Below are 19,032 nucleotides of genomic sequence, written 5' to 3'. Positions count from 1 at the left end.
CAAGGGTCACTATCACACTGATGGATTTGCCAAGTTTACTTGGAAACATCATTAAACGGAGGGAATATAGCTATGACCACCAATCATCTACAAGAGATTAAACAATACGGTCAAAGTATTTGGATGGATAATTTGACCCGTGACATTATTCAATCAGGGGAACTGAAAGATTTAGTAGAAAATCAAGGAATTGCCGGAATTACTTCCAACCCAGCTATTTTTGAAAAAGCGATCGCCGGTAATGCAATTTATGATGCTGATATAGAAGCAGGAGTACGTGCGGGTTTATCCACAGAAAAAATTTACGAATCTTTAGTGTTTGCAGATATCCGCAATGCTTGTGATATTTTACGCTCCGTATATGAAGCCACAAATGCATTAGATGGTTATGTGAGTATCGAAGTACCACCCAGTATTGCCCATGATACTCAAGCCACCATCAACGAAGCCCGCCGCTATTATCAAGAAATAGCCCGGGAAAATGTCATGATCAAAATTCCTGGCACAGAATCCGGTTTACCAGCAGTCGAACAAGTAATAGCTGATGGTATCAACGTTAACGTTACCCTGTTATTTTCTGTAGACAGCTATATTAATACAGCTTGGGCTTATATTCGGGGTTTAGAAAAACGTGTATCCCAAGGAAAAGACATTAGCAAAATTGCCTCTGTAGCTAGCTTTTTCCTCAGTCGGATTGATAGCAACATTGACGGTAAAATCGATGCCAAATTGGCGCGTGGCGTGGATGATATCAACTTAGAAGCAAGACTAAGAGCCGTCAAGGGTAAAGTAGCGATCGCTAACGCCAAAATAGCTTATCAAGAATACAAGCAAATTATCAAGAGCGATCGCTGGCAAGCAACAGCCGCTAAAGGAGCAAAAGTACAACGGTTACTTTGGGCAAGTACCAGCACCAAAGACCCCCATTACAGCGATGTGATGTACGTTGATGAGTTAATTGGTCACGATACCGTTAACACCTTACCACCCTCGACAATAGCAGCTTGCGCCGACCATTGCGACGTAGGCGATCGGGTGGAAACCAACGTTGAAGAGGCTTATCAACTAATCGAAAGCTTGAAAGACCCAGACATCAATATCGATATTGATGTTGTCATGGATGAACTGTTAGTCGAAGGTATTGACAAATTCGTTCAACCTTTCAAGTCCTTGATGAACTCTTTAGAAAACAAAGTCAAGCTATTGTCACCTGTATAAGGAATAAGAAGTCTGAAGTCTGAATTATGAAGTATGAGATTTCAGACTTCAGACTTCACACTTCATATTTCTCTCCAAACTTCCCAAACAAAGATCCAAAATTGTTATGGTCAGTCTGCTAGAAAATCCCTTGCGCGTAGGCTTACAACAACAAGGGATGCCCGAACCCCAAATTATAGTTATCTTTGGCGCGTCTGGTGATTTAACCTGGCGCAAACTAGTTCCAGCATTATACAAACTCCGGAAAGAACGACGCATCCCTCCCGAAATCACCATTGTTGGTGTTGCACGTCGGGAATGGACTCACGAATATTTCCGCGAACAAATGCGTAAAGGGATGGAAGAAGCCCACGGTGGTGTCGCGCCGGAAGAACTGTGGCAAGACTTCTCCCAAGGTTTGTTTTACTGTCCCGGTGACATAGACAACCCCGAAAGTTACCAAAAACTGAAAAACTTACTCAGCGAATTAGACCAAAAACGGGGTACACGCGGCAACCGGATGTTTTACCTTTCCGTTGCGCCCAACTTCTTCCCTGAAGCCATTCGGCAACTAGGCAACGCGGGAATGCTAGAAGATGCCTACAAACATCGCTTAGTCATTGAAAAGCCCTTTGGTCGGGACTTGGCCTCTGCCCAAAGCCTCAACGTAGTCGTGCAGAAGTATTGTAAAGAAAACCAAGTCTACCGGATTGACCACTACTTAGGCAAAGAAACCGTCCAGAACTTGCTCGTGTTTCGCTTTGCCAATGCGATTTTTGAACCCTTGTGGAACCGTCGGTTTGTTGACCACGTACAAATTACTGTTGCGGAAACCGTCGGTGTAGAAGACCGGGCTGGCTATTATGAAAAAGCTGGCGCACTGCGAGATATGTTGCAAAACCACTTGATGCAACTGTACTGCTTAACCGCAATGGAAGCACCCAACTCAATGGATGCTAACAGTATCCGTACAGAAAAAGTGAAAGTGCTGCAAGCTACCCGTTTAGCAGATGTGCATAACTTATCTCGTTCCGCGATTCGTGGGCAATATAGCGCAGGTTGGATGAAAGGGCAACAAGTACCAGGGTATAGAGAAGAACCCGGTGTTGACCCCAAATCTGGTGTGCCAACTTATGTAGCCATGAAATTTTTGGTAGATAACTGGCGTTGGCAAGGTGTACCTTTCTATCTCCGCACTGGCAAGCGGATGCCGAAAAAAGTCAGCGAAATCTCTATTCATTTCCGCGAAGTTCCTTCAACTATGTTCCAGTCTGCCGCCCAGCAAAAAAATGCCAACATCTTGGCAATGCGGATTCAACCTAATGAAGGAATTTCTTTGCGCTTTGATGTAAAAATGCCAGGGGCAGAATTCCGTACCCGTTCTGTAGATATGGATTTTAGCTACGGTTCTTTCGGTATTGAAGCCACCTCTGATGCTTACGATCGCCTATTCCTTGATTGTATGATGGGCGACCAAACATTGTTCACCAGGGCCGACGAAGTGGAAGCAGCTTGGCAAGTAGTCACCCCCGCTCTTTCTGTGTGGGATGCGCCCGCAGACCCCGCCACCATTCCGCAGTATGAAGCCGGCACTTGGGAACCCGCAGAAGCCGAACTGTTAATTAACCAAGACGGCCGCCGTTGGCGCAGACTCTAAAAACATTAAGGCTGAAGGATGAAGCTTAAAACTTCATACTTCATACTTCATACTTCATACTTCATACTTCAATAGCTATGACCCAAGCTCCTACCATTTTTTCCCTCCAAGCCCCCAAGGACATTTCGCTGAATGAAATCGAAGCGGAATTAAACCAAATTTGGCAAAGTTACGGCATCACTGGTGAAGATGGCGCGCTACCTGCGGCCACTCGTGCGACAACTTTTACCTTAGTAGTTTACGAACCAGAAGAAACACAATATCTACTAGCATCTTTGGGTTTTTATCACGGCCCCATTGATGGCATTTTAGGGCCACAAACAGACGCAGCCCTCAGAGAAGCACAAAAGAAATATCAACTCCTAGAAACTGGCACTACCACCCCAGAAACTTTAACAAAGTTGCGGGAAGAATACGCCAAACGTCAAGGTAATGGAGTTGTTGCGCAAAATGGTAATGGAGCCTATAGCTTTAATACCAGTAGCCCAACCATTGCTGACGAAATTGCCCTACGTAACCCTTGCCGCATCATTGCCCTATGTCCACTCGCCGGCGAAGATGAAGGAGTTAAAGCCCAAGTTTCTGCTTATTGTCCTATTCAAAAGCAGTCTTCTAGCACCCTGGTTTGTTGCGAATACATTACTCTTTCTGGTACGACCTCCGCTTTAGAAAGAATCGGCGGGATGATTCCCGCCTTGTTAATTGGTGGTTTGCCCAAGTTCCTCTGGTGGAAAGCCACTCCCGACCCCAACAACGCTTTATTTAAGCGGTTATCAGCAGTCTGCAACAACGTCATAGTTGATTCTTGCAACTTCAACGAGCCAGAACAAGATTTACTCAGCTTACAAGAGTTGGTAGACAACAACGTACCTTTGGCTGATTTAAATTGGCGGCGCTTGTCTGCATGGCAAGAATTAACTGCGGAAGCTTACGACGCACCCCATCGCCGCGCCGCACTGCCAGAAATTGACCGTGTGATGATTGACTACGAAAAAGGCAACCCCGCCCAAGCTTTGTTGTATTTGGGTTGGTTGGCTAGCCGCTTAGAGTGGATGCCAGTTGCTTATCAAACTCAAAGCGATGATTATGATATCGCGCGGATTCGCTTTTTGGCCAAAGACCAAAGACAAATAGAAGCTGAGTTAGCTGGTGTACCGGTAGCTGATGTGGGTGATATTGCAGGTGACTTGATTGCCTTGCGCCTCAGTTCCACTAATCCAAAAGCAGATTGTAGTACTTTAATTTGTACCGAAACTGGTGGTTGTATGCGGATGGAAACCCACGGAGCCGCCCAAACCTCTGGTTTGTTCCAACAAGTGGGTTCACTATCAGAACAAAAAGCAGAAGCACTGCTGAGTCAGCAAGTACAACGCTGGGGACGGGAAAATTTATTTGAAGACAGTCTGGGAATTATCGCCCAAATTCTCAAATTGGCAACGAAGAGTTAGATTGATCATCGCCAATTTATCACAAAGCCTCCTGTTGTTTCCAACCGGAGGCTTTTTTATTCATAAATTCTCAAACCTTTGCTACATCAGGATTCTAAAATGTGCATCTTAGAAGTCTTCACTACCCCCTACACTCTGTTGTTGACTCATCGGCAACCAAATAATAAACGTAGTTCCTGGTGCATTTGAAGATGCGATCGCAGTTGTAATTGCTGGGCTAAAAACTTCAATTTCACCGTGCATTTGCTCGATTAATTGTTTAGCGATGGCAATTCCTAATCCTGTACCGGGAATTTCTGTTTGTGCTTTTTCGCCTCGGTAGTATCTTTCTCCTAGATGTTCTAAGTCTTGTTGCGGAATTCCTGGGCCAGTATCGCTAATAGCAATGCCGAGAAAATTAGCTTTTTGTTTGCCTACTTGAAAAAGTATTTTACCGCCTGTAGGAGTGTATTTTAAAGCATTATCAATGATATTACTCAATACTTCTTGTAATGCTTTAATATTTACCTGCACTAACGGTAAGTTTTTGGGAATTTCTGTTTTTAATTTTAAATTTCTTTCTTGAGCAATTGCTTTTGCTGTGATTAATAATGGTGCTAATAAATCAGTTAAGGAGCAATCAGTTTCTTTCTCTCCTGTACCTGGTAATAAAAGAATTGGTTTTGGTTCTTTTTGGACAGTTGCTTCGACTAATACTTCGTTTTCCGAGAAATCTAATGGTGCAACATCTAATTCTGTCAAATCAATAACTTGCTCAAATTGTTGTAATAATTCTTGTAGGCGATCGCTTTCTCGAACTATATTAGCTCCGACTTCACGGTTCGGGTCGCCTGGGCGCAATCTTTTGAAGAGTAATTTCCCAAAAGTACGCAATGCTGTTAATGGATTGCGAAATTGGTGTAACAGGTTATCTAATAAATCTTGCTGCTGTTCTTGGAGAATTTGTTGTTGATGTAGCTGATGTTGCAACCAACCCCGACGCTGATCTAACACACAAGCGATCGCTAAAGTCTGGACTATCTTTTCAATTGTACTTTGTTCTTGTTGATTCCAAGCCCTGTCTGCTCTGCAAGTCACCAATAATCCCATCATTACCCCTTCATGAACCAAGGGTAAAACGATTTGATGTTCAGTCAACAAATAATCTTCTGGAAAATCTTCACCATTTGATGATGAAACAGTAGATTCCGTAGCTGCTGTTAGTAACCTTTTTTGTTGCTTGCGTGGTAGCAAAATATTACTAATTTGTAATTGCTTACGTGTTTTTACTTCAGTGTTTTCTTCTCCTGGTGGTAATCCTGCTGTTTCAGGATAAACCACAACAGGAATTAATTGGGACTCACCTGTTGCAGCTTCTACCAATTCTTGTGTTAAATAAACCACACTTAAAGATGCTCCTAACCCTTGGGCTAAGAGTGCTATTTGCTCTCGGCATAAAGCAACAAAATCTGAACTAGCAGACATTAACATTTTTCAGTTCTGGCTCAGGATCTCAGACTTTGAGGGAATTTCCTAGCTTGAGTTTGGTATTCCCTCTCTTTTAATAAAGCTTAACTAAATCTTCTCAATAATGCTTCTAAATAAAGAATTTATGTATTTCACTAGGCGTTAGATTTATTTGTCTTCAAAAAAATTATTTTTGTTGTATCTAAACTTTAAAAACTCTTGCTTTTTAAAACTAGAACTTTTATAATTACGACGGATTTTGTAGCTATCACTACAATCTAAATAGCTTGAAAGAGGAGGAAACTAGGTTGGCAAGAAGACGGAAACGGAAAAGTCGTCGTCGCCAAGAAGGACGACGGATTCTGGAGCATGTACCTCAATACAGCATCGAAAGCGGCGAAGAAAAACCTGTGACAGCAGCACGAAAATTTATTCAAGCTGAGGGTATCTTGCCACCCGCTTTGCTACTCGTTAAGCGCAATGAACACACAACAGACCGCTATTTCTGGGCAGAAAAAGGTTTGTTTGGCGCACAGTACGTAGAAGAAAACCATTTCTTGTTTCCTAGCCTGCGGACATTAGAGTCTCCGGCTGGTTCTGAACCTGTGGCTTTAGCTGCACGCTGAACCATTAGTGGTGGTCTTACGTATTGAATTTGTTCTGAATATTCATTTAACTGGCAAAGTTGCTCAGTTTATGCAAAATTTTCAATTTTTTTTAAATTTGGGTGCGATTTGCCAGTCAATTTAGTCCCAGCGCTTGAACAACGACTTTGCTCAAACCAATTTTGGGTTTGTGTGAGTTGAAAGATCATCTCATAACACATCAGGGGGTAAGGAAGAGCGACATAAAGCACTCAAAAGTGGAAGTTGAGTTGCACTTTCCTAAGGGGCGCTACTTTACAAGCTATGTTTTCCCTAAGCTACTGCGTGATGGGCAAAATTTACAACCAAACTGTCGTTTTCTTCCTGCTCCCTATTGTCTGTCTTCTACAATTTTGAATTTGAAAATTTCGGATTTAAGATTAAAAACCTAGAAAAATATTGCCAAAATCGGTGCAAAGCCTTGAATAGTAAGTTTTTTCAAGCTTGTAACAACCACAGCCCAGTGTAAGTTACTCCCGAGTCATCGGGTTGAATTAATAAAAAGTGCAGTCCTTGACTTTGCTGTTTGCGTTGTTCGTAAACTTTAGCTGCTGTGGAAACGTCGGTATCTTCAAAGGTGGCTAAAACCCATCTATCGACTAAGCCAGCTTCTAAAATTAAGCCATCAGGCGCACCAGCGATGTAATTTAAGGCGACTGGGCGCGTAGAGGCTAACCATCTGGCTAAACGCATTGATTGTCTGCCACCATAAATGACAACACCAGGAACAGGTACTGTCGATGCTAAACCCAGATTGAGGGGTTTAAGAGATTCTGGTAGAGATAGAATAGGGATAGGGCGATCGCTAAATTCTATTTCTAAATCTCCAGCTGCTAAAGTTGCAAACCGCCACTGTTCACCCCACAAATTCTCTGGCAACGGTAGAGGCGCAGGTTGTTCTAAAGTAAAAGCAGATTGTCTTTCTTGCAACCATTGTTTTAACGCTAAAGTCCGGCGCGTAGCTTCGACAGCAATACCCAAATTTTGACCAGCTTTTTCAATTAAACTCAAAGACTGAGGACGAAACACTTGAATGACATCTGGTAATGCTTCACCTGCTAGTTGTTGAATTTGAGTTTCCACCCAACTCGAATTTGCGGCTGACTGGGGACAGGTAGCTACATACTCAAAGCTACGAGTTGCATCACAAATCAACAATTCCCACAACACTTGTTTAGTGTCATCTTGTTTGGAACTTCGATAAAAGTCAGCTTGCCAAATTTTCATAATTTAAAATCATAGCTACATAAAGATGAAGTTATCTGCGCTGATATGCGTTGATATTTTTCCTCAAAAAAAAGGGGTAGTTAACCTACCCCTATATTGAACCAGGAAATTTACAATTCTTTTCAGACTTTAAAACAGAATCTTTGCCAAAATGGGTTCTACACGGGCAGAAATTTCTGGAACGTACACTTGAGAAACGTAGTCAGCAATCATTCTGTCAGTGTTGAATAATGGTGCATTCGTTTTAATTGATGCCTTCATCATCTGTACCCAACGGTGAGGAATCCCTAATTCGTCTTGGTCATAATACAGAGGCACAATTTCTGATTCCAATAAATGATACAGTGATTGAGAATCGATCCGGTCTTGCAATTCTTGATCGCTGGTGTGAGCATCTTCACCAATTGCCCAACCGTTAATACCTTTACCATCTGCATCAGCTTGGTAGCCTTCACACCACCAACCATCGAGAACGCTGCAATTAATCCCACCATTAAAGCAGACTTTCTGCCCACTTGTACCGGATGCTTCTAAGGGGCGACGGGGATTATTTAACCACACATCCACGCCCTGCACTAGTTTCTGCCCAGTGTAGATGTCGTAATCTTCAATAAAGGCAACACTGTTGATAATGCCGGAATTGTGACACCATTCCATCAACCGCTGGATGATGCGTTTGCCTTCTTCATCAGCTGGGTGTGCTTTGCCGGCAAAGACGATTTGCACTGGCTTTTGAGCATTACCAAAAATCTTTACTGCCCGTTCGGCATCGCGTAAAATCAAATCGCCACGTTTATATGGGCTGAAGCGGCGAGCAAATCCAATGGTAAGTATATTTGGGTCTAGTAAGTTATCAACCGCTTGAATGCGTTGATAATCTTCACCGCGTTGTTCTCGTGATTTTTTGACTTTATAACGAGTGTAGGCAATTAATCTTTCTTTGAGGATTTGATGTCTAGCCCAGAGTTCATCGTCGGGAATGTCATCAACTTTCGCCCACATTTGTGGGTCAACTGCACGAGTTTTCCAGTCTTCGCCTAGATACTCGTTATATAAGTCAGCCATTAAAGGTGCAGTCCAAGTTGGCGCATGAACACCATTGGTAATGTAACCAATGGGTACAGTGTCTTCTGTGCGTTGGGGATAAAGGACAGTCCACATTTTGCGAGAGACTTTGCCGTGTAATTCACTAACACCGTTGCAAGCACGACACATCCGCAAGGCTAAAACGGTCATACCAAAGGGTTCCCAAGGATCGCCGAGTCGTCTAGCTCCTAAGGCTAAAAATTGTTCGCGGGAAAGTCGCAATTGCGGCCAATACTGGGCAAAGAAGGAATCGATTAAATCGGGGGAGAAGACATCGTGACCAGCGGGAACGGGGGTGTGGGTGGTGAAGACACAACGATTTCGCACGCTGGCTTCAATATCGTAGAAGGATTTACCAGTGCGTTCGATTTCTTGACGGGCAATTTCTAAGGTGCAGAAGGCGGCGTGACCTTCGTTGAGGTGATGAACAGCAGGTTGAATACCTAAGGCCGTTAAGGCACGGACACCACCAATGCCTAAGACAACTTCTTGGGCGATACGGGTTTCTAAGTTACCGCCATATAGGTGTCCTGTTAGCCAACGGTCGATGGGATCGTTGTCTTGGCGATCGCTATCGAGTAAATATAATGTTACCCGGCCAACTTGCACTTGCCAGATTTGGACTTTGACTTGGCGTTGGCGAATTTCTAGCTGGATAGTCAGTGCTTGCCCTTGTTCGTCTTTAATTAACTCTAAGGGCATTCTCTGGAAGGGATTATCTAAATAGTAATCTTCTTGCCAGCCATTGCGGTTTAAACGTTGACGAAAGTAACCTTGGCGATACAGTAAGCCTATGCCAACCATTGGTACACCCAAATCTGATGATGATTTGAGGTGATCTCCGGCGAGAATACCCAAGCCGCCAGAGTAGACGGGTAAAGATTCATGGATGCCAAACTCTGCACAAAAATACGCTATGGGGTGTTCAGCAGAAACTTGCGGTGCAACCCGATTTACCCAAGTATCTTTTTGCGCCATATATTGGTCAAACTCTTGCGCCAAGGCAGAAATTTGTCTGAGGTAAAGGGGGTCTTCTGCGATTTGAGTTAAGCGTTCGTAACTAGCTGACTCTAAAATTGCCACTGGGTTATGGCCACAACGTTCCCATTCTTGGGGATCGATGGCTTGAAATAAGGATATGCGATCGCTTGTCCAACTCCACCAGTAGTTATAAGCCAAATCTGCTAAACGCTTGAGTGGAAAGGGTAACTTTTCACTCAAGCGTAATGCTGCGGTCATTGCACTGTTAGCCATATAACTTTAAACTCTCTGTTAATTTTTTCTCTTTCTCTGACTATCTGCTTCCACGCAACTACTCTTCAGGTTGATTTTCCCGGAGTCTTGATTTGCGAATCCTCCCCTGAAGTCGAAGCAGCTATTGAAATCAAATCTGTACCTAAATGATTTTTTTTGCTCTTGCTGTTTAAGTATTATCTCTGGTGTATGCTGTTTTTGCTATCAATTTGCATCACTTTTTTTTACAAAATTTTCTCGATTATTAATATTTATTTAGTATGTGTAAATCTTAGTTACTAGAAACATTCTATTACTAGATAGAAAATAGATAACAGCAAAAAATATGATGCAAAACATCATGATTTATACAGAAAACCAATAATTTTCTGTATAAAGATAATCTTAAATAGGGTAATTATTTTCTATTTGACTGTTTTGCTGGAAACTATTTTATTGCTTATTCAGATTTCTCTCCCTATGCAATTAAGTTCAAAATCAAACTAGATTACCATAGCAATTCTTGTTAATTTTTAACTAGAATTTATCTATCTAAAGGCAGTTGAAAATTTCCATTGCCATTATATTGTAACTAACTAGTGTATTTAAAATTACCTTGATCATTTACAGTTACCATATTCTCTCAAAAGTCTTGATTTAGCTATGATGTTTAGCGGAAAATCCATAGATGAACATCAAGCAAAAAGCTTTATATTTTGATGCTCATTGTGTAAAATGTAGCGATCGCATCTCAATAAAGAACTCTTGTTTGATTTTTGCCAATAACTTAGTCTATTCCTAACGATATTCTGTGTTGTTGCGTTTCGTGACGCAAACTATATCCCTACAGTCGTGATTCCACCGAACCGGATACCGAATATTTACTTAACCATTTTTTTACAATTTATTCTTTCAATGTCGGGTTGCGTAAAGATTGTATGAATTAACTTAATATAATGTTGTGATGATCAGAAAATTATGCAAATTATTAAATAATCAAAGTCTCAAGTAACTAGATAGTTGCTATTCATCCTATGAATATAGCTGTTGATTTAAATGAATCGGCAGGTACAGCCTATCTATTGGCAATTACTTGCTAACTTCAATTAATCTCAAACTTAGCATTTGTACCGCTAATTTTATAGCTTTTTTCTCTGATCAGGGTTTAAACAAATTTTCTATTCCGAACTCCAAGTGATTATAAACCTCTGTCTTTAGATGGTAGACTAAATACAATACAAATTTTAATTAATTAAAGTAATTAGTTTGCTAAAAAAGCTTCTACATCCATCGCCAACCTATCGATAAAAACATATCAATGCTATTTGATTTGATGATGAGAAACTTTTTTAGATTTGACTACATAAATTCAAATCAAAATTCGGCAACAAATAACATTTAGTAGATATTGACATCCGGCTATGGCGCAACTTTACACACCTGATGAGATCGATCAGATTCAGCAAGACATCCCATACTTAGTGGAAACTTGGAATTGGTTGAGAACTTCCCTAGGGAAACCACATCGTGATTTAGGTAGAGTTGGCCCGGTTTGCCCTTATATGCCTAAAGCTTTGAATTTAAATAGTGTTAGGTTAAAAGTTATTCGTTCTAAAAATTTAGATCGTCAAGATATTTCTAAAATAGTACTAAATTATTTAGATGCTTTTTTAGAGTTAGAACCAAAAAATACAGAAGAATCAATTTATAAAGCTATCATCCTAATTTTTCCTGATATTACTCATGAAGATGCACCAAAATTAATTGATAGCGTGCAGAAGCAATTGAAGCCTTTATTTGTTGAGTCAGGATTAATGTTAGGAGAATTTCATAAATATAATGAAACTCCTGGATTACACAACGCTAATTTCCGTCCTCTGCGTAGTCCAACTCCCATGCTAGCTATCCGCTTTATGGTTGAATCTGACCTACCCTTTTTGTTAAGTGCAGATGATTTAAACTGTCGAGTAAGATTTTTAGAAGCTTATTTAAACCGTTTTAAAGATGAATTTAAAAATGAAAATAACTTTCTAAAAGCAACTCAAGAATTATCTTTAGCCAAAGCAAATCTCAAGTAAACACTTTTACCTAAATCTATCAGCAATCATCATAGATAGCTAAATTGCTACTGTGTTTAACTAACTATTAATTTATTAATCATTAAGTAATATGTATTTCGACTGTCAGCAAAACATTGATGTCAGTAATGTTACTAACACCGATACTGGTCAAGTTCTGCCGGAGTCGGAAATTGGTCTAGTAACAGAAGATACCTTGTGTCTGCATCAGATGTTTGAAGCGCAGGTAGAACGCTCTCCTGATGCTATTGCTGTAGTATTTGAGCATCAGCAATTAACTTATCAACAGTTAAATCAAAAGGCAAACCAACTGGCCCATTACTTACAAAAATTAGGAGTAGGGCCAGAGGTATTAGTTGGTATTTGTCTAGAACGTTCTCTAGAAATGGTAGTCGGGTTGTTGGGGATACTCAAAGCAGGTGGAGCGTATGTACCTTTAGATCCTGCATATCCGCCAGAACGTTTAGCTTTTATTTTAGAAGATACTCAAACCCCAGTAATTTTAACTGTAGAAAAATTAGCTAGTCATCTATCTATTTTTTCAAAAAAAGTTATTTGTCTTGACTCAGACTGGACAGAAATTGCTCAAAATAGCACAGAAAACCCTGTTAGTGAAGTCGCTCCTAGTAACTTAAGTTACGTTATCTATACATCAGGTTCTACAGGGAAACCTAAAGGTGTAATGATTCCCCACTGTGGGATTTATAACACCTTACAGTGGCGACAAAAAACTTTTAAAATCACAGCCCAAGATAAGGTTTTACAAACAATTTCATTTAGTTTTGACCCTTCTGTTTGGCAGATATTTTGGCCATTGTCCTCTGGTGGTCAATTGATTATGGCTCGTGTAGATGGGCATAAAGATACTGCTTATCTTGTTAGAGAAATTGTTGAAAAACAAATTACAGTATTAGGTTTAGTACCCTCAATTTTGCGCGTGCTTTTAGAAGAAGAGGGAATAGAAAATTGCCAAAGTTTAAGACATGTTACTAGTGGTGGTGAAGCTTTACCAATAGAACTGGTAGAGTTATTTTTGGCTAAGTTGAATTTAGAAAATGTTTTAATTAATTGTTACGGCCCGACAGAAGTTTCTATTGATACTAGTTGTTGGATTTGTCAGCAAGAAACTAATTATATTGTTGCGCCAATTGGCAGTGCGATCGCCAATACTCAAATTTACATCTTAGATGAAGATTTACAGCCTGTACCAGTAGGTGAAGCAGGTGAATTATACATTGGTGGACTTGGTTTAGCACGAGGCTATCTGAATAATCCAGAATTAACTAAACAGAAATTTATCCCTAACCCGTTTAGCAGCAAACCAGGAGAACGGCTCTACAAAACTGGTGATTTAGTTCGTTATCTTCTGGATGGTAACATCGAGTTTCTCGGGCGGATTGATTATCAAGTAAAAATTCGCGGTTTTCGAGTTGAACTAGGAGAGATTGAAGCACGACTCTTGCAACATCCAGCCGTGCAGCAGACTGTAGTCATTGCTAGAGAAGATGTTCCTGGCGATAAACGGCTGGTAGGATATGTTGTCACGAATTCAGAATCCGCACCTAGCCAAAATCAACTGCGTAGCTTTTTGCAGAGTCAGCTACCTGATTATATGCTGCCGTCGGCATTTGTATTTTTAGATAGTCTACCGTTAAATCCTAACGGCAAAATCGACCGTCGGGCATTACCAGCACCAGATATAGCGAGTTTAAGCTTAGAAACTAACTTTGTCCCACCCCGCACCACTACCGAAGAAGTTTTAGCTGCTATTTGGTCAAAAGTCCTACGTATAGAAAAAATAGGTATTTACAACAACTTTTTTGAATTGGGTGGTCATTCTCTGTTAGCGACACAAGTAATTTCCCGCGTTCGTCAAACTTGGGGTGTGGAAATTCCACTACAATCTTTGTTTGCTCACCCGACAATTGCTCAGTTTGCCCAAATAATTGAACAGCAGCAAACTCCAGAATTTAAGCTTCACTCTCAACTAATTGCTCAACTAGCAAACCGAGAATTAATTCCCCTATCTTTTGCCCAGCAGCGCATCTGGTTTTTAGAGCAATTAGAACCAAATAGTGCGGCTTATATTATTACTGATACCCAGCGTTTACAGGGTCAATTAAATATAGATGTTCTGCAAAAATCTCTGGATGCAGTTGTTGTTGAACACGAAGCATTAAGAACTACTTTTATTGCTGCTGCTGATGGTAGTCCTGTACAAGTAATTAATTTACCTCGTCCGGTTGAACTAAAAATTATTGATTTGCGATCGCCCCAACTCACCGAGCCTTGGCCACAAGCACAGCAAATCCTTAACCAAGAGGCACAACGCCCCTTCAACTTGACATCAGACTTAATGCTGCGTGCTACGTTAATTCAAATTGCCGCCGAAGAGTATATCTTGATGTTGGCAATGCACCACATCGCCTCCGATGGTTGGTCGATAGGTATTTTGTGGCAGCACTTAGCAGCAGCTTACGCAGCCTTTCTGCACAATGAACCTAACCCGTTACCAAAATTACCCATTCAATATGCCGATTTTGCTGTTTGGCAACATCAATGGCTATCTGGTGCGCGGTTAGAAACCCAGCTAAATTACTGGAAAAATCAACTGGCTGGGGCGACGACAATTTTAGAACTCCCCACCGATAAACCTCGCCCACCAGTACAAACTTATCGGGGAGCCAGTCAAACATTAATGTTACCGCCTTCTCTGGGTGCGTCACTCAATACAGTGTCGCGTCAACAAGGCGTAACGTTATTCATGACATTACTAGCCGCTTTCGGCACATTACTGCATCGCTACACTGGACAAGCAGACATTTTAATTGGTACTCCCATTGCTGGGCGCAACCAAGCTGAGATTGAACAGCTAATTGGCTTTTTCATCAACACAGTTGTTTTACGTACTAACTTTGCAAACAATCCCAGTTTTGTTTCTCTCCTGGCGCAAGTGCGAGAAACTGCCTTAGCTGCATACACTCACCAAGATACACCCTTCGAGAAAATAGTAGAAGCCCTGCAATTAGAACGAGACACCAGCCGTAACCCCCTATTTCAGGTGTGGTTTAATATGCTGAACTTGGGGGATACACAACTAGAATTACCAGGGCTGGCTGTAGAGTCGGTTTCTTTGGTAGAAGTTGCTTCCAAGTTTGACTTAACTTTGTATGTCATCGAACAAACCCAGGGAATTCAACTGCAATTAGTTTATAACGCTGACTTATTTGCTCCAGAGCGTATGATGGAGATGCTGCATCAATTTCAGCATTTACTCAATCAAATAGTTGCAGTTCCAGATAAGTTTTGCAGTCAGTATTCTTTGGTAACACCCCAATCTCAAAAATTACTGCCAAATCCTAGTGTAGTACTGCCCCAACCAGATTATGAATTAGTCACAACCTTATTCCAGTCTTGGGCAAATAGTCACCCAGAACAACCTGCACTGACTCAAGGCGATCGCATTTGTACATACAACCAATTAAATAACATAGCTCACGACCTAGCACAAGGCTTACTGACTAACGGTGTTCAGCCTGGCGATGTGGTAGCTGTATCCGGTACACGCAGCTTTGGCTTAATTGCCAGTATGCTTGGAGTTTTCTTAAGTGGCGGCGTTTTGCTGACTCTAGATCCCAATTTGCCTAGCTATCGCCACGAACTCATGCTGCAAGCTGCCGAGGCAAAATATGTTTTGTGTATTGAAGATGAATATCCAGCAGATAAAGAGTTATGGCCATCTCAGAAAATTATTTATGTAAATGCAGAGACAGGAGAAATTCACAATTTGCCACCAGATAAGGAAACTAGAGAATTACCCTGCATCAAACCAAACGATGCAGCTTACGTTTTCTTTACCTCTGGAACTACAGGCGTTCCTAAAGGCGTGCTGGGATGTCACAAAGGATTGGCACATTTCCTGAATTGGCAACGCCAGACCTTTGATATAGGCTTGCAAGACAGAGTTGGTCAATTAACTGCGCTTTCCTTTGACGTCGTTCTGCGAGATATTTTCCTGCCCTTGACAAGTGGTGCAACTTTATGCTTGCCCCAAGCAGATGATCTCGAACCAACACAAATTCTCCGTTATTTAGAGCGAGAGGAAATTTCCGTTCTGCATACAGTTCCTTCTTTGGCGCAATCTTGGTTAGTTAATGTCCCAGCAGAAGTATCATTGCGGAGTTTGCGTTGGTTGTTCTTGGCTGGCGAACCACTCAAAGAAACACTGGTACAGTCTTGGCGAAGCGCATTTCCCGAATCTGGTGAAATAGTTAATCTCTACGGCCCTACAGAAACCACTCTAGCCAAGTGTTATCACCGAGTACCTACTGTACCCACCCCAGGGATACAGCCTGTCGGCTTGACCCTACCGCAAACTCAAGCTTTGGTGTTGACAGCTACAAATCAACTGTGTGGTATTGGTGAAACTGGGGAAATTGTCATCCGTACACCATTCCGTAGTTTGGGCTATATCAATGCTACAGAAGAAAATCAAGCGCGGTTTGTGGCGAATGCTTTTAGTGATGATGCGGAGGATTTACTTTATTATACAGGCGATCGCGGTCGTTATCGTCCCGATGGCTTACTAGAAATTCTCGGTCGCCGAGATCATCAAATTAAAATTCGGGGTATCCGCATTGAACCCGGAGAAATTGAAACCGTCTTAACCCAACATCCCGAAATATTCCAAGCTGTAGTCATTGCTTATGAATATACCCCAGGCGATCGGCGTTTAGTTGCTTATCTGATTCCGCAGCCAGAGGCAAAACCAAGCATTAGCGAAATTAGACGCTTCCTAGAAAGCAAGCTGCCACAGTACATGATACCGTCAGCTTTCCTCTTGTTAGATACCTTACCCTTAACCCCCAACGGTAAAGTTGACCGTCGGGCCTTACCTGCACCAGAATTATCAAGACAAGAAGCAGAAGTTAGCTTTGTTGCACCACGCAATTCGGTAGAACATCAACTCGTGCAGATTTGGCAAGAAGTTTTAGGTATCCAACCTATAGGTGTGAGAGATAACTTCTTTGAATTAGGTGGACATTCACTGTTAGCAGTCAAGCTGTTTTGGCAAATTGAACAAAGCTTCGGTCAAAAGCTGCCTTTAGCAATTCTCTTTCAATCAGGAACCATTGAAGCCTTAGCGGAAATTCTTTCCCCGACAACAGCATTCACCAAACAAACACCAACTTGGTCATCTTTGGTAGCAATTCAACCCAATGGTTCTAAACACCCATTTTTCTGCATTCATGGTCTAGGAGGCGAAGTGCTTTGCTTCCGGGAATTAGCACTATGTTTAGGTCAAGACCAACCCTTTTACGGACTGCAACCACAAGGGCTAGACGGCAAACAGCCAAGAATAACTCGCCTAGAAGATATGGCAGCCCATTATCTTCAAGAAATCAAAACTGTTCAACCCCAAGGCCCTTATTATCTGGGAGGTTATTCTTTTGGAGGATTTGTCGCCTTTGAAATGGCTCAACAACTGCGTAAACAAGGCGAGAAAGTAGCCACATTAGTATTATTAGATTCTTGCCGACCAGGTTCTAAAGAACGATTGCCATTTCTAAAGCGAATAGGAGTGCATTTTCGCAATTTTGTAGAAATGGGGCCTAAATATCTTCGAGATAGGGCGGAAGTCTGGAGCAGATTCACTCAAGAAAACATTGAGCGCAGTAAGTTTTATCTAAAACAAAGATACTTAGATATTAAACCGATTTACTTATCAGATGTGGCGCAAGAACTGTCGGAAACTGACCAGCACATCGGAATTATGGATGTTAATATTCAGGCTGCCAGCCAATACAACTTCCAAGTTTACCCAGGTAAAGCAATTTTATTACGGACTGACGATCGCGCGCGGCTAGAAGCAATTGGTATACAATACGATCCGCAATTCGGCTGGAGTGAAGTAATTGCAGGTGGCTTGGATATTGAACATATTCCAGGTTCTCACCTTGGGCTATTCAAGGAACCTTATGTAAAAGTTCTGGCAGCAAAATTACAGGCGCATTTAGACCAAGTAGCAGCTTTAGGGGCTGGAGTTTAGTATTTTTAATTACTCACAACTCAGCATTTTATCTCAAAGCGATCGCATGATGGCGAATGTGATCACCGATAAAACTAGATATAAAATAATAACTGTGGTCGTAGCCTGGTTGATAACGTAAATTTAGTGGTTGACCAACAGCCGCGCAAGCTTGCTCAAATACTTCTGGTAATAATTGTTGGGTTAAAAATTGATCTCCAGTGCCTTGGTCAATGAGAATTGGGCTGTGATAACCTATTTGCTTAACTAACTCACTGGCATCATAGGCAAGCCAACTAGCTTGATTATTGCCTAAATAACGGCTGAAAGCTTTTTGTCCCCAAGGACAGCGCGTGGGTGCGGCGATGGGTGCAAAGGCGGAAACTGATTTAAACAGTTGCGGGTTTTTCAGCGCACAAATTAACGCCCCATGTCCCCCCATTGAATGACCGAAAATACCTTGCTTGTCAGTTTGTACAGCAAAGTTGGCAGCAATTATCGCTGGCAATTCTTGGACAACATAACTGTACATTTGATAGTGCGATCGCCAAGGTTCTGCGGTAGCATCAACATAAAAACCAGCACCTGTCCCAAAATCCCACTCATCATCTTCACCGGCAATACCTGTATTCCGTGGGCTAGTATCAGGAGCCACCAGCATTAAACCATACTCGGCGGCATAACGCTGCGCTCCCGCCTTCACCATAAAATTTTCTTCTGTGCAAGTTAAACCAGACAAAAAATAAAGAACTGGTACAGGCTTTTGCAGTGCTTGTGGTGGCTGATAGACAGCAAAACGCATTTCACTATTACAAATTGCTGAAAAATGCGAGTAAAAGCCAAGTTTGCCGTCATAGCATTTATATTCTGAAATTAGTTGCAGATTCGTCATAATTTCATTAATTCGTAGCGAATTCTTTGCGTACCTTTGCGCTTACCTCTGCGCTACTTTGCGTTTAAATTTCAAGCATCAATTCGCTACGACTTT

At 41.7% G+C, this 19,032-nt stretch carries 10 protein-coding genes; 6 read left to right on the top strand and 4 right to left on the bottom strand.

Features of this window, described 5'->3' with window-relative positions:
- The first annotated feature begins 72 nt into the window (after nucleotides 1-72).
- The 3 genes from tal (at nucleotide 73) to opcA (ending at nucleotide 4,302) form a co-directional block, all read left to right on the top strand.
- Complete coding sequence (gene tal / locus H6G69_RS02845; protein ID WP_190681361.1) at nucleotides 73-1,218, top strand: transaldolase; 1,146 nt, start codon at nucleotides 73-75, stop codon at nucleotides 1,216-1,218.
- A 106-nt stretch (nucleotides 1,219-1,324) separates the two neighbouring features.
- Entirely contained in the window at nucleotides 1,325-2,854 is a 1,530-nt protein-coding gene (gene zwf, locus H6G69_RS02840) for a glucose-6-phosphate dehydrogenase (RefSeq protein ID WP_190681360.1), read from the top strand.
- Between the two features lie 77 nt (nucleotides 2,855-2,931).
- Nucleotides 2,932-4,302 (top strand): glucose-6-phosphate dehydrogenase assembly protein OpcA, encoded by a 1,371-nt coding sequence (gene opcA, locus H6G69_RS02835; RefSeq protein WP_190681358.1) that lies wholly within the window; start codon nucleotides 2,932-2,934, stop codon nucleotides 4,300-4,302.
- Nucleotides 4,303-4,410: 108 nt separating this feature from the next.
- On the opposite strand, the gene H6G69_RS02830 is transcribed toward opcA, so the two are convergent.
- Complete coding sequence (locus H6G69_RS02830) at nucleotides 4,411-5,772, bottom strand: GAF domain-containing sensor histidine kinase (RefSeq protein WP_190681356.1); 1,362 nt, start codon at nucleotides 5,770-5,772, stop codon at nucleotides 4,411-4,413.
- 284 nt (nucleotides 5,773-6,056) lie between these two features.
- Between H6G69_RS02830 and H6G69_RS02825 the strand changes: the two genes are divergently transcribed.
- Nucleotides 6,057-6,374, top strand: a complete 318-nt coding sequence (locus H6G69_RS02825; RefSeq protein WP_190681354.1) for a DUF3155 domain-containing protein — start codon at nucleotides 6,057-6,059, stop codon at nucleotides 6,372-6,374.
- 456 nt (nucleotides 6,375-6,830) lie between these two features.
- Here the strand turns inward: H6G69_RS02825 and H6G69_RS02820 are convergent, their stop codons facing one another.
- Nucleotides 6,831-7,619, bottom strand: coding sequence for a Tab2/Atab2 family RNA-binding protein (locus tag H6G69_RS02820; protein WP_190681352.1), 789 nt, complete (start codon nucleotides 7,617-7,619; stop codon nucleotides 6,831-6,833).
- Nucleotides 7,620-7,748: 129 nt separating this feature from the next.
- Nucleotides 7,749-9,959 carry an alpha-glucan family phosphorylase gene (glgP, locus tag H6G69_RS02815; protein WP_190681350.1) on the bottom strand — a complete coding sequence of 737 codons (2,211 nt, stop codon included), beginning with the start codon at nucleotides 9,957-9,959 and terminating at the stop codon, nucleotides 7,749-7,751.
- A gap of 1,400 nt (nucleotides 9,960-11,359) precedes the next feature.
- Between glgP and H6G69_RS02810 the strand changes: the two genes are divergently transcribed.
- Together H6G69_RS02810 and H6G69_RS02805 are read left to right on the top strand one after the other, a co-directional pair.
- Nucleotides 11,360-12,016 (top strand): DUF6875 domain-containing protein, encoded by a 657-nt coding sequence (locus H6G69_RS02810; protein WP_190681348.1) that lies wholly within the window; start codon nucleotides 11,360-11,362, stop codon nucleotides 12,014-12,016.
- A gap of 91 nt (nucleotides 12,017-12,107) precedes the next feature.
- Nucleotides 12,108-18,065 (top strand): non-ribosomal peptide synthetase, encoded by a 5,958-nt coding sequence (locus H6G69_RS02805; RefSeq protein WP_190681346.1) that lies wholly within the window; start codon nucleotides 12,108-12,110, stop codon nucleotides 18,063-18,065.
- A gap of 28 nt (nucleotides 18,066-18,093) precedes the next feature.
- Here the strand turns inward: H6G69_RS02805 and fghA are convergent, their stop codons facing one another.
- Nucleotides 18,094-18,936 carry an S-formylglutathione hydrolase gene (fghA, locus tag H6G69_RS02800; RefSeq protein WP_190681344.1) on the bottom strand — a complete coding sequence of 281 codons (843 nt, stop codon included), beginning with the start codon at nucleotides 18,934-18,936 and terminating at the stop codon, nucleotides 18,094-18,096.
- Nucleotides 18,937-19,032 lie beyond the last annotated feature (96 nt).

This window comes from Nostoc sp. FACHB-110 (genome assembly GCF_014697425.1).
GTDB lineage: Bacteria > Cyanobacteriota > Cyanobacteriia > Cyanobacteriales > Nostocaceae > Nostoc_B.
Note: the sequence above shows the minus strand (reverse complement) of the source record. Positions and strands in the feature narration are given on the sequence as shown.

Excerpts from the sequence above, each read along its gene's own strand:
- H6G69_RS02820 (WP_190681352.1), bottom strand. The coding sequence starts at position 7,619 with ATGAAAATTTGGCAAGCTGACTTTTATCGAAGTTCCAAACAAGATGAC.
- tal (WP_190681361.1), top strand. The coding sequence starts at position 73 with ATGACCACCAATCATCTACAAGAGATTAAACAATACGGTCAAAGTATT.
- fghA (WP_190681344.1), bottom strand. The coding sequence starts at position 18,936 with ATGACGAATCTGCAACTAATTTCAGAATATAAATGCTATGACGGCAAA.
- H6G69_RS02805 (WP_190681346.1), top strand. The coding sequence starts at position 12,108 with ATGTATTTCGACTGTCAGCAAAACATTGATGTCAGTAATGTTACTAAC.
- H6G69_RS02810 (WP_190681348.1), top strand. The coding sequence starts at position 11,360 with ATGGCGCAACTTTACACACCTGATGAGATCGATCAGATTCAGCAAGAC.
- glgP (WP_190681350.1), bottom strand. The coding sequence starts at position 9,959 with ATGGCTAACAGTGCAATGACCGCAGCATTACGCTTGAGTGAAAAGTTA.
- H6G69_RS02830 (WP_190681356.1), bottom strand. The coding sequence starts at position 5,772 with ATGTTAATGTCTGCTAGTTCAGATTTTGTTGCTTTATGCCGAGAGCAA.
- zwf (WP_190681360.1), top strand. The coding sequence starts at position 1,325 with ATGGTCAGTCTGCTAGAAAATCCCTTGCGCGTAGGCTTACAACAACAA.
- opcA (WP_190681358.1), top strand. The coding sequence starts at position 2,932 with ATGACCCAAGCTCCTACCATTTTTTCCCTCCAAGCCCCCAAGGACATT.